This is a genomic window from Pradoshia sp. Z5_111 (assembly GCF_058267535.1).
The window spans coordinates 137,862-152,273 of the sequence record NZ_JBZCPQ010000002.1 but is presented as its reverse complement, the minus strand read 5'-3'; the positions used below and the strand labels follow the sequence as shown (position 1 = coordinate 152,273).

The window sequence follows — 14,412 nt, the reverse complement described above, 5'->3', positions numbered from 1 at the left end:
TAACGTACATTGTTCATGCACATCTAAAATAGTATAATAAAGAGAAGTCTATCTAATTTGTGCTGTAGCAACTGAGGTGAAAAAGTTTGCAAAGAGTAACCAATTGTATGTTAATGGCAGATGGCAAGGCCCTTATGCTTCAAAAGCCAAGAAGAAATTGGTGGGTAGCGCCCGGCGGCAAAATGGAATCTGGAGAATCCATACATGACTCTGTCATGCGTGAATTCTATGAAGAAACCAATTTGAAAATCGAGCGTCCTGAGTTAAAAGGCATTTTCACCATGGTTAATATGAAGGATGACCAAATCGTTCATGAATGGATGCTTTTTTCTTTCCGTGCCTATGCATTTGAGGGAGAAGCATATCAGGAGAATGAGGAAGGAATTCTGAAATGGCACCCTTTAAACGATATTCAGGCATTGCCAATGGCAGAGGGAGATCGCAAAATATTGGATCATATGATGAATGGACAAGGAATACTAATAGGTACATTTAAATATACAGAAGATTTCATACTACTCGATTACAAGCTTGAAAGAAACGGGGAATAAATAATGGAAGAGAAAAAAATAGAAACTGCAGCATCGGAGAATCGGCTGGTCATTATTACGGGTATGTCGGGTGCCGGTAAGACAGTTGCGATACAGAGCTTTGAGGATCTAGGCTTCTACTGTGTGGATAACCTTCCCCCTACGCTTCTTCCTAAATTCATGGAGCTTATGAACAATTCAGGAAAGAAGATGAATAAGGTAGCATTAGTAATGGATTTACGAGGCAGGGAATTTTTTGAACACTTATTCAAAGCCTTGGATGATCTTAACGAATCCTCTAAGTTTGTCCCTGAAATTTTATTCCTGGATGCGGATGACTCCGTTTTAGTAAGAAGATATAAGGAAACGAGACGTACTCATCCATTGGCTCCATCAGGATCGCCGCTGGAAGGGATTAGACTGGAACGAGATTTGCTTGAGGAATTAAAAGGACGGGCTCAAACGATTTACAACACATCAAATTTTAAGCCAAAAGAGCTGCGTGAGAAAATTGCCAAACAGTTCTCCGTAAATCAACGGGTGGAGTTCACGATTAATATCATGTCATTTGGTTTTAAACACGGCATTCCTATCGATGCAGATTTAGTTTTTGATGTGAGATTCCTGCCTAATCCATTTTATATAGAAAATATGCGTCCGCAAACTGGACTGGATGAAGAGGTTTCCTCTTACGTAATGAAATGGAGTGAAACCCAGAAGTTTATTGAAAAATGGACGGATTTACTTGATTTTATGATTCCTCAATATAAACGTGAGGGAAAAGCCCAGTTAATTATCGCTGTGGGATGTACTGGAGGTCAGCATCGTTCCGTTACTTTAGCTGAATATCTGGGTAAACGTTATAACAATGAGTACCATACGAGTGTAACGCATCGTGATATTGATAAAAGGAAGGTACGCACCGATGACATCCATATCAGCACAACCTAAAGTGGTGATCATAGGTGGTGGATCTGGCCTATCAGTCCTATTAAGAGGGCTAAAGTCATATCCCCTCGATATTACCGCTATAGTGACCGTTGCGGATGATGGTGGCAGTTCTGGCAGATTGAGAGAGGAATTGGATATCCCTTCTCCTGGTGACATACGGAATGTTTTAGCAGCTATGTCTGATGTAGAGCCATTAATTGAGCAAATGTTTCAGCATCGATTTACAGGCTCAGAACAATTATCAGGTCATGCACTAGGGAATTTAATTCTTGCTGCGATGACCTCTATTACAGGTGACTTTGTACATGCTATTCAGGAGATGAGTAAGGTTTTAAATGTAAGAGGACAGGTTTTGCCCTCCGCGAACCAGAGCGTAATCCTCCATGCAGAACTCGAGGATGGGACAGTTGTTTCCGGTGAATCAAAAATTCCATACTCCGGGAAACGCATAAAGCGGGTGTTCCTCAGTCCTGAGCATATTCAGCCTCCTCATGAAACCATTCAGGCCATCAGACAGGCCGATTTAATTTTAATGGGACCCGGTAGTCTTTATACAAGTATATTGCCTAATTTGGTTGTGCCTACAATTGCAGCTGAAATTGCAAATTCCAAAGCATCCAAAGTATATATTTGTAACTTAATGACTCAAGCTGGGGAAACCCTGAATTATACAGCAAGTGACCATTTGAAAGTAATCAATGAGCATTTAGGTGAGTCGTGTATGGATACAATCTTAGTCAATAAAGAGGATATCCCTACGCATTTGAAATTAAAATATAAAGAAGAATATGCCCAACCGGTTATCTTTGATATAAACAGACTTGAACAAATGGGACTGGAAGTGATTAAGGATAATATTGTAACGATTCAAAATAACCGTGTCAGACATGATACAGTCGTTGTTGCCTCTATTATCTATAATTTATTAAAGGAAAAGAATAAAGTGTAAGTTGTAAAGGGATTGAGGTGTAAAAAAGGGATGTCGTTTGCGTCGGAAACAAAAAAAGAATTAACCAATTTAGAAGTAAAAGAGTGCTGCGCAAGGTCAGAACTATCTGCGCTAATCCGGATGAACGGATCCTTATCCTTTTCCAATCGTCATCTTATTGTGGATGTGCAAACAGAAAATGCAGCCATTGCACGGAGAATTTATACGTTTTTAAAGAAGCTTTATAATCTCCAGGTTGATTTGCTTGTTCGTAAAAAGATGAAGCTGAAAAAGAATAATGTCTATATTGTACGGTTTTCTGAGAAAGCGAAGGAAGTACTTACAGACCTGAATATCATTGAAAATGGATTTACGATTATCCATGATATATCCGAGGAACTAATTCACAAGAAATGCTGTAAACGATCATATTTACGTGGTGCATTCCTTGCAGGCGGATCAGTTAATAATCCTGAGACTTCCTCTTATCACTTAGAAATATCGTCTTTATATAAAGAACATAATGATTCATTGTGTGAGTTGATGAACTCATTCGGATTAAAAAGCAAAACACTCGAAAGAAAAAAGGGATTTATCACCTATTTGAAGGAAGCGGAAAAGATTTCTGAATTCCTGAATGTTATTGGAGCGCATAATGCGCTCTTGAAATTTGAGGATATTCGTATTGTAAGAGACATGCGAAATTCTGTAAATCGACTTGTAAATTGTGAAACTGCAAACTTGAATAAAACAATCAGCGCTTCATTGCGCCAGGTTGAAAATATACGTTATATTGAAAATACTGTTGGTCTGGATATATTGCCTGATAAGCTACGTGAAATTGCAAGATTGCGTGTCGAATACCAAGATGTAACCCTAAAAGAACTTGGGGAAATGGTTTCAAGCGATAAAATAAGCAAGTCGGGTATTAATCATCGTCTACGTAAAATAGATGAAATTGCCGAAAAGCTGCGAGCTGGTGAATCTAAATAAGTATTCCAAGCATTATGATATAAATAATATTTAATGGAGGGGAATCGCTGTGATTGAAAAAGAAGTCACTGTACAGCTTAAAACAGGCTTACAGGCACGCCCGGCTGCTCTATTTGTTCAAGAGGCAAGTCGTTTTTCATCTGATATATTTTTTATAGATGGAGAAAAGAAGGTCAATGTAAAAAGTATTATGGGATTAATGAGTATGGCGATTGGATCAGGTAAGACAGTGACCCTTGCAGCAGATGGTCAGGATGAAGAAGAGGCTATACAGGTTTTAGAAGCATTTATGACAAAAGAGTAGTAAAATGCAGAACCGTTAGGATACAAACAGAAAAGAGGTGGCTATCTATGAGCCGCCTCTTTTTCTGCTTTATTTACTAATAAGAATTTTTCCGACAGTACGGTCTTTACTTTGACCCGTTAACTTGATTTTTACGCCAAACTCAGGAACATTCCGTCCCGCGTCCGGTTTGCTAGGGTTTAAATAATTTTTGCTATCATCAAACACAGAAACTGGTTTCGTATCAAAATCTGACAATGTTAAACCATTTACACTCTTATAATCCAAATACATTTTATCTGTTTTATCTAATCTAAATGCAGCATCATGAATTTGATAACGAGTTGCAGCTAAGGATTTGTCACTCCATTTTAATGTTCCTTGGTCAGCATCGACTACTCCAAGGAAGCCTTCACCCGGGTGAGTGCCTGTCCAGTTATCTGAATAGCTGTCATCCACATACCAAACCACTAATCCGCCATCATACTTCATTAGGCTGGCTCCGCGTTTGATATGAGCAAGTCCCAAATCGACTCCCTGATGATTCCGCCATTCTGCCAAATAGTATTGGTCACTTGTATAGAAGCCTTCATTCTTTGTGAAGCCATCTAATGTAAAGACAGAGGTTGAAGTATCTGCATTATCTTTTACGAGTTCCTGTCCATCGGCAGTAATTGTAATATCATCCACATAAAAGCCTGGTTCAATAGCTGCTACATCAGTCCAGTAATTAAAACGCAATTCAATTTTCTTACCAGCATAGGCTGTTAAATCAAAGATACCATCTACCCATCCGTTTGAGTTTCCTGTTATTCCGTTTCCAGGATTTTGTTCATGTGGATTAGTAGAAGTAGTTATGTTCCCTGCTAACCCTGTCCAGTTTGTTTGCCCTTCTTCACGCACTTGGACAGATGCATAGTCCCAATCCTGCTCTATTTGATACCAAGTCTTGAAAGATAATTGGGCCGCCGTTTTATTTGTTAAATCAAGAGAAGTAACCAAGGAGTTATTTAGGTTATTCCCTTTTCCGCTATGGTATTCATACTTCCCGCTATAAGGAGTGTTTACTGTTGTTTTCTTTTGGGGCAAATTCACTTTAAGTGCATCCAGATTTCTTCCTTTTGTGTTAGCTTGATCGAGAAGGAATTCAGATCCCCGTCTATTCAGATCATCCAAATCGACCTCTGCGTAATTTAGCCAGTTCCCTCCAAGGCTCTCCTGAAGATATTCTTTTGCATATGGGCTGAATCCAGTTGGTTCTCCACCTGGAACTTTACCTGCCCAGCTGCCGCTTGCCATAATTGACCAATAGCCGATGGCTTCACCAGATCCTGAGTATTGCGTATCATATTCATCCGGTAGACCTAAATCATGACCGTATTCATGGGCAAATACCCCGGCAGCTCCGTCAATTGGTTCAATTGTGTAATCGAAAGCAGCCATTTGTCCGTTCCAGTATGGAAGGTCTGTTTCCGTGTTATCGATTGGGAATACCCCTCCCAAATTAGAACGATGGGACCAGATTGCGTCTCCAGCCAGTGTACCGCCACCTGCTTCTTCACCTACAGCAGAGTGGACAATCATTAAGTGATCGACTAATCCATCTGGTTCGCGTTTATTTCCGTCCCCATCCAAGTCGTAGCGATCTTCTTGGTCATATTCAGAAAGGTCAACATTTGGATCGTTTGCTGCTGCTTGAAGTGCTTCCTTTACAAGGCTGCGTGCATCCTTGTCATTTCCATCAGGTGTCGGAGTATTTCCACCATAGTCAGCGGCAGGTTTTTTAGCCATATACCAACCAGCTACTTCACCATCTACGGTATAGCTACCGCCAGATTGCTGTTCATAATATTGCTTCATGGAAATTAGCTTTTCGCCGTTAGGACCTGTATATCCCTTTTTACCAAAAATCATTTGTTGATAATGATCCTTAGTATAATCTTTGTAGTACATGTCTGTATCCTCTGGTCTGACATTGTCACCATTGTAATCAGGGAATTCAATCATCAGTACCAAAACTTTATCCTTTTGGACAGACCCTTTATATTTTTCTTCCTTTACTGGTTGAACAACACCATTATTAGGTTTGGAGCCTTTGCCTGGTTTTTTACCTTTTTTCTTCTTATTCCATTTCTTTTGCAATTCTTTCATTTGCTTATCGAATTTTTTTGATGAGTCCTTTTTAGCGTTTTCTTCTTTTTTCTTTAAGTACTTTTTCAACTGTGCCTGTGCTTCTTTATCTGTTGCATTTTTCTTGATGGTGCCTTCTTTTTTCAGCATTTTAATTAATCGTTCTTCGTTGGCAATGCTTAAATCAAAAGTGCTTCCTGTAACTGAATGATTATGATTGGTCTCGGTTGTATGGTTACTTGTTGTCGAAACTTGGTGAGCAGAAGTGGCTGGTGCAAAGGCACTGAATGTTAAAGCAGCAGCGAAGGCTGATGCCAAAATAGATTTTCCCCGCAAATGGTTTCCTCCTCTTAATTTTAATTAACAATCTATAATATTCTAACTATTCTGTTAAAAACCTCTTTAATAGTTGGAAATGGTAGAATAGGAGTGGTTGGGGAAAAAGAAGTAGGTAATTAGGCATAAAAAAACCACCCTTTTTAAAAGAGTGGTTTCGTCTTATGATTATCTATCTTCTGTCAAACTTCTAGAAAGTTCTTTTGGTTTCTTGTTTTTCATAAGGATTGGATAGAGAACAAGTCCGAGGACAAATAATCCTATACCGAGCGAGAATGTTTTTAAGTCGGCTGTTCCGGTTTTAATCACCCATAATGTATATACAAGAGCTACTATGGAAATTATGCCATCTATCAATCGTGATCGCTTCATCCCTGCATAGGTTTCACCGGTAATAATCAGCTTCACTTGATAAAGAACACTTACAAAATACGGAATTAGGTAAGCTAGAGTAGCAACGACCATTGCAAATTCATAAGCTTCCATAATCGTTCCGGAAACAGTAGCGAATAAAAAGAATTGCGTTAATAGGTTCGTTATAGTCAAAGAATTGACTGGATTCCCTTTTTTATTCGTTTTTCCGAAGAATGCCGGGAACAAGTTGGATTTAGCAGCTTGATAAGGAACCTCGGAGCTAACGACAATCCAACCGACTGTGGATCCAAATAATGAAATTAAGGCAAGGAATCCTAGAATATAAGCACCGTTCGATCCGATAGCAGCCTGCAGAGCATCAACCAAAGGTTTATGTGACTGTTGCAATGCCTCTTGGGATAATGCGCCCATTGTTAATAATGTTATTCCAATATAGATCGCAATGGCGATAATCAGTCCGGTGATAGTCGCTTTTTTCACATCAGTCTGAGACTTTGCCCGATTGGATAGCATCACAGCGGCTTCTACGCCAATAAAGGCCCATAGCGTGGCAATAGCTGCGTTATTTACTTGTCCGCCCAATGAATGGGAAACCCCAGATGCATCGATAAATTCTTTACCGTTCATTATATTAGCAGAATCAAATATAAAAATGGTTGCGACGATAAAAAGTGCGAAACCAATTACTTTTGTGATGGTTGCCAGCAAATTGATTTTTCCAGCGCTGTTAAAGCTTTTGCAGAGAATAAAGTGAATGCCCCACAGCATAACTGTGCATACCATAAAGTTTAAGAATTTCCCTAATTCCAGATCAAAATTGCCGCTTGAAAAAAGGATGTACTGGCTTTGCATAATTGGGAAGAAGGTAGATAAGTACCCGGCAAACGAGATAATAACTGATGCCGTTGCTGCCCAGTTAGCAGCCCAGTAACCCCAAGCAATGCTGTAACCAGCAATTTTCCCTTTTCTTGGTGAACTGAACATAGCTTGAGCATAGCTTTGCGGTCCCGTTTTTAATTCGGGCTTTCTGATTGCCAAATTTCCGAATACAAGAGCGACCATTAAAACTCCAGCTCCTGTTAAGATCCAAGCCATTGATGCTCCAAACGGACTAGAGACACCAGCCAGGTTTGCCGGCAGCATAAATATTCCTCCGCCAACCATGTTGCCGACAACAAACATGGTTAAGATCCAAAATCCCCATTTTTTATTATTCATGATGAAAGACTCCTTCTGTTTCAAGATATGCGAAAAAGATAATAAGATTAATGATTGCATGTGGTAAAAACGATATAATTCTATACCCGAATTATAATTTGATCATTCCGGTGGCTGTATTGGTTGAGACTTTTAAGTATGAAATTCAACACAATAAACACTCTTTAGAATGACTAATTATTAAATTGTGCTTTCATATTAACATCAAACTTTAATTTGGTAAAGTGATAAACAATTAGAGAACTAAAAGATTGTGGGGTAGGGGAGTAAAGGGGGATATCTACATTATTTTTTTGATAAAACAAAAAAGCTGCCGAATATCTCGACAGCTCTTAATCAGTTTCTTATTTTTTATTTTCTTCTACTACATTGCGGGTGATAATTTTATCAACTAATCCGTACTCAACTGCACGTTCAGCTGTCATGAAGTTATCACGTTCTGTATCGCGAGCAATTGTTTCATAAGATTGACCAGTGCGTTCAGCCAATATTTTATTTAAGCGCTCACGCATAAAGAGAATGCGTTTAGCAGCAATTTCAATCTCAGTCGCTTGTCCCTGAGCTCCGCCAAGCGGTTGGTGAATCATCACTTCACTGTTTGGTAACACAAAACGCTTTCCTTTTTCGCCGGCAGCAAGAAGGAATGCACCCATTGAAGCAGCCATACCGATACAGATCGTAGAAACCTGTGGTTTAATATATTGCATTGTATCGTAGATTGCCATACCTGCTGTGATGCTTCCACCTGGGCTATTGATGTAAAGATAAATATCTTTCTCTGGGTTTTCAGTTTCAAGGAACAGTAATTGGGCAACGATGGAGTTGGCTACATTGTCATCAATTCCACTTCCAAGCATGATAATCCGGTCTTTTAATAAACGGGAATAAATATCGTATGCGCGTTCCCCGCGATTTGTTTGTTCAATAACTGTAGGAATTAAATTCATTTATTTTCTCCTCCTTATATGTAAAAAAATAATACATTTGGCTTTGACTTTATCATACACTTTATGGTCAATAAAGGTCAAACAAAAGACGCTTACATTACTATATGTTTTTTGTTAAGGACTGATGTCTTGTTTATCTGATTAGTCTGCACTTAATTTACGTTTGATTCTATGTATGGAAATAAAATAATCCCTGATATCCATCTTACCCAACATAAAGCCTTATAAACCTAAGGAATAGTTCTTGCAAAAAGACTTTCTCTTCCTTATAATATAATTTTGTAGGCTAATATTTTGCCCTCGTAGTTTAATGGATAGAACATAAGATTCCGGTTCTTACGATGGGGGTTCGATTCCCTCCGAGGGCGTATATAATATTGTTGAAAATGTCTCAGTGCTATAAGTGGTTCAGCACTGAGACATTTTTTTATTTATAACAATTCAATATTTTGTAAATATATCCTCCTTTTTCTTGCTCTCTGACTTCCTATTTACTACTATTAATGTAAGCGGTTTATGTTATAAGGGGGCGGAAATTTGAATGTGGAGATTGGTTTGTACCTGCAACAAAGGTTAAAGCTGACGATGACGCCGGAATTAAATCAGGCAATAACCTTGCTTCAATACCCAGCAATTGAATTGGCTGCCTATATCGATGGAAAAGCGCTGGAGAATCCGTTGATTGAAATAGATGAAGAGTATCCGATAATCTCAGGCAAATCATATAGTGAATCCTCAATCAATCAAATCAGCGAGGAGACTGTTTCATTAAAATCTTATTTACGAGCCCAAATTCCATTTAAAGTCCTAACGGACAGGGAAGAGTGTGTTTTATTATTTTTGATCGATTGTATCGATGAAAATGGATATTTGCGTATTACCTTTGAGGAAGCTAAATCCTTAGTGGTCGTTAGTCAGGATGAATGGGATGTTGCCTTATCTGTTTTGCAGGCATTGGAACCTGCCGGAGTGGGGGCCAGGAATTTAAGTGAGTGTTTGCTCATACAGGCTAAACGTGATGATATCGATGATCTGCCACTAGAAGAGGTTTTGATTAATCATTTCGATATGCTTGTGAATAGAAAGTGGAAAGAGCTTGCCAAGCTGGTTGGTGTAACTATTGCAGATATTCAATCCATTTTTGATTTAATACAGGCATATAACCCCAAACCTGGTTCAGCTTTTTATAGTGGTGAATTCCAATATTTCATACCAGACGTAAGTGTTTCTATTTCAAAAGGAGTACCCACTGTAAAGGTTTTATCAATGAGAAGATTTAAAACGAATGAATTTACTTCCTCTATAAAGGATGGAAGTGATGACATAACTAAAAAGTATATGTACGAAAAGAAAATGGAGCTAAACTGGTTAAAAAAAGCAATTGAACAAAGAGAGCAGACTTTAAGTCGTGTAACCCATGCCATTTTGGATAAGCAATCTGTCTTCTTTGATACTGGGAAGAGTGTAAACTTGAAGCCGTTAACTATGAAGGAAATCGCTAAAATGGTCGATGTGCATGAGTCAACAGTAAGCAGGGCGATTAGGGACAAAGTGGTAGAAACGCCATTTGGGACTTATGAAATGAAAATGTTTTTTACGAGCAGCATCCCGACCAATCAATTGGAGGACTCTTCATCAGAACAAGTAAAGCAAGAAATAATGCGGTTGATAAAGACAGAGCAGAAAACACTGCCTTTATCCGATCAGGCAATTGCAAAGCAACTTCAGGATGATTTTGGTATTCTTGTATCACGGAGGACAATCGCGAAATATCGGACTCAGCTTCATATACCATCTTCTTCAAAAAGAAAACGATACGAGGTTAGTGAATAATTAATTTATAAATGTAGAAAATAAGAAAGAGCAGGGGGAAAGAGAGTGATTGCACCAATCATTCATTTTTATACAAAAAAGAATTGCCCATTATGCGAAGAGGCAAAGGATCTTTTGAAAATTTTGCAAAGAGAAATGACGTTTACTCTCCTTGAAGTCGATATATATTCCAATGATAAATTGCTGGAACAATATGGGCTTATGATTCCTGTAGTCGAAATCAATGATCAGGTTATTCAATACGGACGTATAGATCTAGATGAGATTCGCCGCTATTTAACGTGATGTTCACATTTAGAACCTTGCAACTATTCGAAACTCCTGTTAGAATGGAATTACATCAGGAGCTATTTTTTTACATAAACTGGGACGCTAAACGTCTTGCTAGGACAAAAAATGACCAAAGTATAAAAGGAGTTTGAAGATATGGACGGAATACTCCATTTACAGAAGAAATTAATTCCAGATATATTTGAGGTCATGCAAAAAAGATACAATATCTTAAGAACGATTCGTACTCTGCAACCGGTAGGCAGACGAAGCTTATCACTGACTTTGAACATTACGGAGCGGATTTTGCGAAGCGAAGTGGAATTTTTGAAAAACCAAAATCTCATACAAATCGCAAGCTCTGGAATGACTGTTACCAATGAAGGGAAAGAGGTCCTCGACCATCTGGGTGGTGTAATAAGGCAATTATCGGGTATAGATGATATGGAGCGCCTTTTACAGGAAAAACTTGATTTGGAGAAAATTATCATCGTTAGTGGTGATAGTGACCAATCCCCATGGGTAATAGATGAGCTTGGACGTGCCGGTGCATCGCGTATGAAAAGTCTCTTAACGGGTAAAAATATCATTGCCGTAACAGGTGGAACAACAATGGCAGCAATAGGCAGAATGTTACCTGATGTCTCAGAGCTTCCAGATGTAGATGACATTTTGTTTGTACCAGCAAGAGGCGGTCTTGGCAAGGGTGTTCAATACCAGGCCAATACAGTTTGCGAACAAATGGCAGAAAAGATGCATTCACGATATCGTGTCCTGTATGTACCGGACAACCTAAGTGAAGCTGCATACAATACGCTAACCAGTGAACCTGCTATACATGAGGTATTGAATTTGTTGAAATCAGCCAATATCGTTCTTCATGGTATAGGGGAAGCCAAAACAATGGCTGAAAGAAGGAAATCATCCGATGACAGTCTCCAGGAGCTTGAGAATAAAAAGGCAATTGGAGAGGCGTTTGGATATTATTACGATGAAGATGGCAACATAATACAAAAAGTCCATACAATCGGCCTTCAATTAGATGATCTGGTTAACGCGGAACATGTAATCGCCGTTGCTGGCGGAGCTTCAAAAGCTAAGGCAATAAAAGCCTATATCAAAATGGCACCTAAAAAACCGATTTTAATTACGGATGAAGGTGCGGCACTACAGTTACTTAAGGGATAACACCCTTTTGAATATAATTTAAAATCTATTTCTAAGATTCCAAAAGGAGGAACCTTCTAATGGCAGTAAAATTAGGTATTAATGGTTTTGGTAGAATTGGACGTATCGTATTCCGTGCGGCGTTAAATAATCCGGAAGTAGAAGTTGTAGCAGTTAACGATTTAACTGATGCAAAAATGCTTGCGCATCTTTTAAAATATGATTCCGTTCATGGAACTTTAGATCAAGAAGTAACAGTTGACGGAGACTACTTAGTAGTAGCTGGACAACGTGTAAAAGTTCTTGCTGAAAGAGATCCAGCTCAACTTGGTTGGGGAGATCTTGGAGTAGATATCGTTGTAGAATCTACTGGACGTTTCACTAAACGCGCAGATGCTGCAAAACACCTTGAAGCTGGCGCTAAAAAAGTTATCATTTCTGCACCTGCATCTGATGAAGATATCACAATCGTTATGGGTGTTAACGAAGATAAGTATGACGCAGCTAACCATGATGTAATCTCTAATGCATCTTGTACTACAAACTGCTTGGCTCCATTTGCAAAAGTATTGAACGATAACTTCGGTATCAAACGCGGAATGATGACTACAATCCATTCTTACACAAATGACCAACAAATCTTAGACTTGCCACACAAAGACTACCGTCGTGCTCGTGCTGCTGCTGAAAGCATGATCCCTACAACTACTGGTGCTGCTAAAGCTGTTGCTCTAGTATTACCTGAATTGAAAGGTAAATTGAACGGTATGGCTATGCGTGTACCAACTCCAAACGTTTCTGTTGTTGACCTTGTTGCTGAATTAGAAAAAGAAGCAACTGCAGAAGAAATCAATGCAGCATTGAAAGCAGCTGCTGAAGGTGAATTAAAAGGAGTTCTTGAGTACAGCGAACTTCCATTAGTATCTCGTGACTACAATGGAACTACTCAATCTTCTACTATTGATGCTCTTTCTACAATGGTTATGGAAGGCAACATGGTTAAAGTACTTTCTTGGTACGATAACGAAACTGGTTACTCCAACCGTGTAGTTGACCTTGCAGCTTACATTGCTAAAAAAGGTCTTTAATCTTTACGTAGTAGATAGAAAACCTTATTAAAGGTATAATGAATTTGTTTAAGGGGGAGAGGGGAAAATTCCCCTTTCTCCCTGTTTTATTTTAACGGCAATTAATCAGAGTTTGGGCAGACCTGATTAAGTCTTTAGCTGGTCCCTTATTTTAAAGGAGGTTCATTTAAGTGAACAAAAAATCGATTAAAGACATTGATGTACAAGGAAAAAAAGTATTTTGCCGCGTTGATTTTAACGTACCAATGCAAGATGGCAAAGTAACAGATGACACAAGAATTCGTGCAGCTTTACCGACTATTCAACTTTTAATTGAAAAAGGCGCAAAGATAATTCTTGCAAGCCATTTGGGCCGTCCAAAAGGTGCAGTAAAAGAAGAGTTACGCTTAACTCCTGTTGCTGCGCGTTTAGGCGAATTGCTTGGCAAAGATGTTAAGAAAACGGATGAAGCATACGGAGAAGCTGTACAAGCTGAAATCGGGCAGATGAAAGATGGCGATGTACTTCTTCTAGAAAACGTACGTTTCTATCCTGGTGAAGAAAAGAACGATGCAGAATTGGCAAAAGCATTTGCTGATCTTGCAGATGTGTATGTAAATGATGCATTCGGTGCAGCTCACCGTGCGCATGCTTCCACAGAAGGAATTGCAAAACATATCCCTGCTGTAGCCGGATTGCTTATGGAAAAAGAATTAGAAGTTCTTGGAAAAGCTCTATCTAATCCAGAACGTCCATTCACAGCAATTATTGGTGGAGCAAAAGTAAAAGATAAAATTGGTGTAATTGATAATCTTCTTGAGAAAGTGGACAACCTAATCATTGGCGGTGGACTAGCATATACGTTCATCAAGGCTCAAGGTTATGAAATTGGTCAATCTCTTTTAGAAGAAGATAAGATTGAATTGGCTAAATCCTTTATGGATAAAGCAAAAGAAAAAGGTGTTAACTTCTTAATGCCGGTGGATGCGGTTATTGCAAAAGAATTTTCACCTGATACAGAGTCTAAAGTGGTAGATATTGATGCGATTCCAGCTGATTGGCAAGCGCTTGATATCGGACCAAAGACTGCAAAATTATATGAAGACACTATTAAAAATTCCAAACTCGTGATCTGGAATGGACCAATGGGTGTATTCGAATTTGATAAATTCGCTGGCGGTACAAAAGCAGTAGCAGAAGCACTTGCAAATGCGGAAAATACATACTCCGTAATTGGTGGTGGGGACTCAGCTGCGGCAGTAGAAAAGTTCGACCTTGCGGATAAAATGAGCCACATCTCTACTGGAGGCGGTGCTTCCTTAGAATTTATGGAAGGTAAAGAGCTTCCTGGTGTGGTAGCGTTAAACGACAAATAAATACATTA

At 38.9% G+C, this 14,412-nt stretch carries 13 protein-coding genes and 1 tRNA gene; 11 read left to right on the top strand and 3 right to left on the bottom strand.

Going from position 1 to position 14,412, the window contains the following annotated elements:
* Positions 1–86: 86 nt before the first annotated feature.
* From AC4D4A_RS05070 to AC4D4A_RS05050, 5 genes are read left to right on the top strand one after another with little or no spacing between them, the layout of a single operon-like run.
* On the top strand, positions 87–551 hold the full coding sequence (locus AC4D4A_RS05070) for an 8-oxo-dGTP diphosphatase (RefSeq protein WP_490994888.1): 465 nt from the start codon (positions 87–89) through the stop codon (positions 549–551).
* Between the two features lie 3 nt (positions 552–554).
* Positions 555–1,481, top strand: a complete 927-nt coding sequence (gene rapZ, locus AC4D4A_RS05065) for an RNase adapter RapZ (protein WP_490994887.1) — start codon at positions 555–557, stop codon at positions 1,479–1,481.
* The gene (locus tag AC4D4A_RS05060) at positions 1,456–2,430 is read left to right on the top strand and encodes a gluconeogenesis factor YvcK family protein (protein ID WP_490994886.1); all 975 of its coding nucleotides are present in this window, start codon (positions 1,456–1,458) and stop codon (positions 2,428–2,430) included. Before rapZ ends, AC4D4A_RS05060 begins: the two co-directional genes overlap by 26 nt.
* Positions 2,431–2,460: 30 nt before the next feature.
* On the top strand, positions 2,461–3,402 hold the full coding sequence (whiA, locus tag AC4D4A_RS05055) for a DNA-binding protein WhiA (protein WP_490994885.1): 942 nt from the start codon (positions 2,461–2,463) through the stop codon (positions 3,400–3,402).
* Between the two features lie 49 nt (positions 3,403–3,451).
* Positions 3,452–3,706, top strand: a complete 255-nt coding sequence (locus AC4D4A_RS05050; RefSeq protein ID WP_490994884.1) for an HPr family phosphocarrier protein — start codon at positions 3,452–3,454, stop codon at positions 3,704–3,706.
* Positions 3,707–3,775: 69 nt separating this feature from the next.
* Here AC4D4A_RS05050 and AC4D4A_RS05045 read toward each other — a convergent pair whose 3' ends face one another.
* From AC4D4A_RS05045 to clpP, 3 genes are all read right to left on the bottom strand, one after another.
* Positions 3,776–6,151: an immune inhibitor A domain-containing protein gene (locus AC4D4A_RS05045; protein WP_490994883.1), complete on the bottom strand. Its 2,376-nt coding sequence runs from the start codon at positions 6,149–6,151 to the stop codon at positions 3,776–3,778.
* A 168-nt stretch (positions 6,152–6,319) separates the two neighbouring features.
* Entirely contained in the window at positions 6,320–7,744 is a 1,425-nt protein-coding gene (locus AC4D4A_RS05040) for an amino acid permease (protein WP_490994882.1), read from the bottom strand.
* Between the two features lie 344 nt (positions 7,745–8,088).
* Positions 8,089–8,691, bottom strand: coding sequence for an ATP-dependent Clp endopeptidase proteolytic subunit ClpP (clpP, locus tag AC4D4A_RS05035; RefSeq protein WP_490994881.1), 603 nt, complete (start codon positions 8,689–8,691; stop codon positions 8,089–8,091).
* A gap of 296 nt (positions 8,692–8,987) precedes the next feature.
* Between clpP and AC4D4A_RS05030 the strand changes: the two genes are divergently transcribed.
* The 6 genes from AC4D4A_RS05030 to AC4D4A_RS05005 all read left to right on the top strand — a co-directional run bounded on the left by AC4D4A_RS05030 (position 8,988) and on the right by AC4D4A_RS05005 (position 14,404).
* Positions 8,988–9,059, top strand: a tRNA-Arg gene (locus AC4D4A_RS05030).
* A gap of 175 nt (positions 9,060–9,234) precedes the next feature.
* Positions 9,235–10,524, top strand: a complete 1,290-nt coding sequence (gene rpoN / locus AC4D4A_RS05025; RefSeq protein ID WP_490995197.1) for an RNA polymerase factor sigma-54 — start codon at positions 9,235–9,237, stop codon at positions 10,522–10,524.
* A gap of 45 nt (positions 10,525–10,569) precedes the next feature.
* The gene (locus tag AC4D4A_RS05020) at positions 10,570–10,809 is read left to right on the top strand and encodes a glutaredoxin family protein (RefSeq protein WP_490994880.1); all 240 of its coding nucleotides are present in this window, start codon (positions 10,570–10,572) and stop codon (positions 10,807–10,809) included.
* 141 nt (positions 10,810–10,950) lie between these two features.
* On the top strand, positions 10,951–11,982 hold the full coding sequence (locus AC4D4A_RS05015; RefSeq protein ID WP_490994879.1) for a sugar-binding transcriptional regulator: 1,032 nt from the start codon (positions 10,951–10,953) through the stop codon (positions 11,980–11,982).
* Positions 11,983–12,041: 59 nt separating this feature from the next.
* Positions 12,042–13,049, top strand: coding sequence for a type I glyceraldehyde-3-phosphate dehydrogenase (gene gap / locus AC4D4A_RS05010; RefSeq protein ID WP_490994878.1), 1,008 nt, complete (start codon positions 12,042–12,044; stop codon positions 13,047–13,049).
* Between the two features lie 170 nt (positions 13,050–13,219).
* Positions 13,220–14,404: a phosphoglycerate kinase gene (locus AC4D4A_RS05005; protein WP_490994877.1), complete on the top strand. Its 1,185-nt coding sequence runs from the start codon at positions 13,220–13,222 to the stop codon at positions 14,402–14,404.
* Positions 14,405–14,412 lie beyond the last annotated feature (8 nt).

Bases quoted from the DNA above. Each gene is read 5' to 3' on its own strand.
- whiA (WP_490994885.1), top strand. From the start codon at position 2,461: ATGTCGTTTGCGTCGGAAACAAAAAAAGAATTAACCAATTTAGAAGTA.
- AC4D4A_RS05060 (WP_490994886.1), top strand. From the start codon at position 1,456: ATGACATCCATATCAGCACAACCTAAAGTGGTGATCATAGGTGGTGGA.
- rapZ (WP_490994887.1), top strand. From the start codon at position 555: ATGGAAGAGAAAAAAATAGAAACTGCAGCATCGGAGAATCGGCTGGTC.
- clpP (WP_490994881.1), bottom strand. From the start codon at position 8,691: ATGAATTTAATTCCTACAGTTATTGAACAAACAAATCGCGGGGAACGC.
- gap (WP_490994878.1), top strand. From the start codon at position 12,042: ATGGCAGTAAAATTAGGTATTAATGGTTTTGGTAGAATTGGACGTATC.
- AC4D4A_RS05040 (WP_490994882.1), bottom strand. From the start codon at position 7,744: ATGAATAATAAAAAATGGGGATTTTGGATCTTAACCATGTTTGTTGTC.
- AC4D4A_RS05015 (WP_490994879.1), top strand. From the start codon at position 10,951: ATGGACGGAATACTCCATTTACAGAAGAAATTAATTCCAGATATATTT.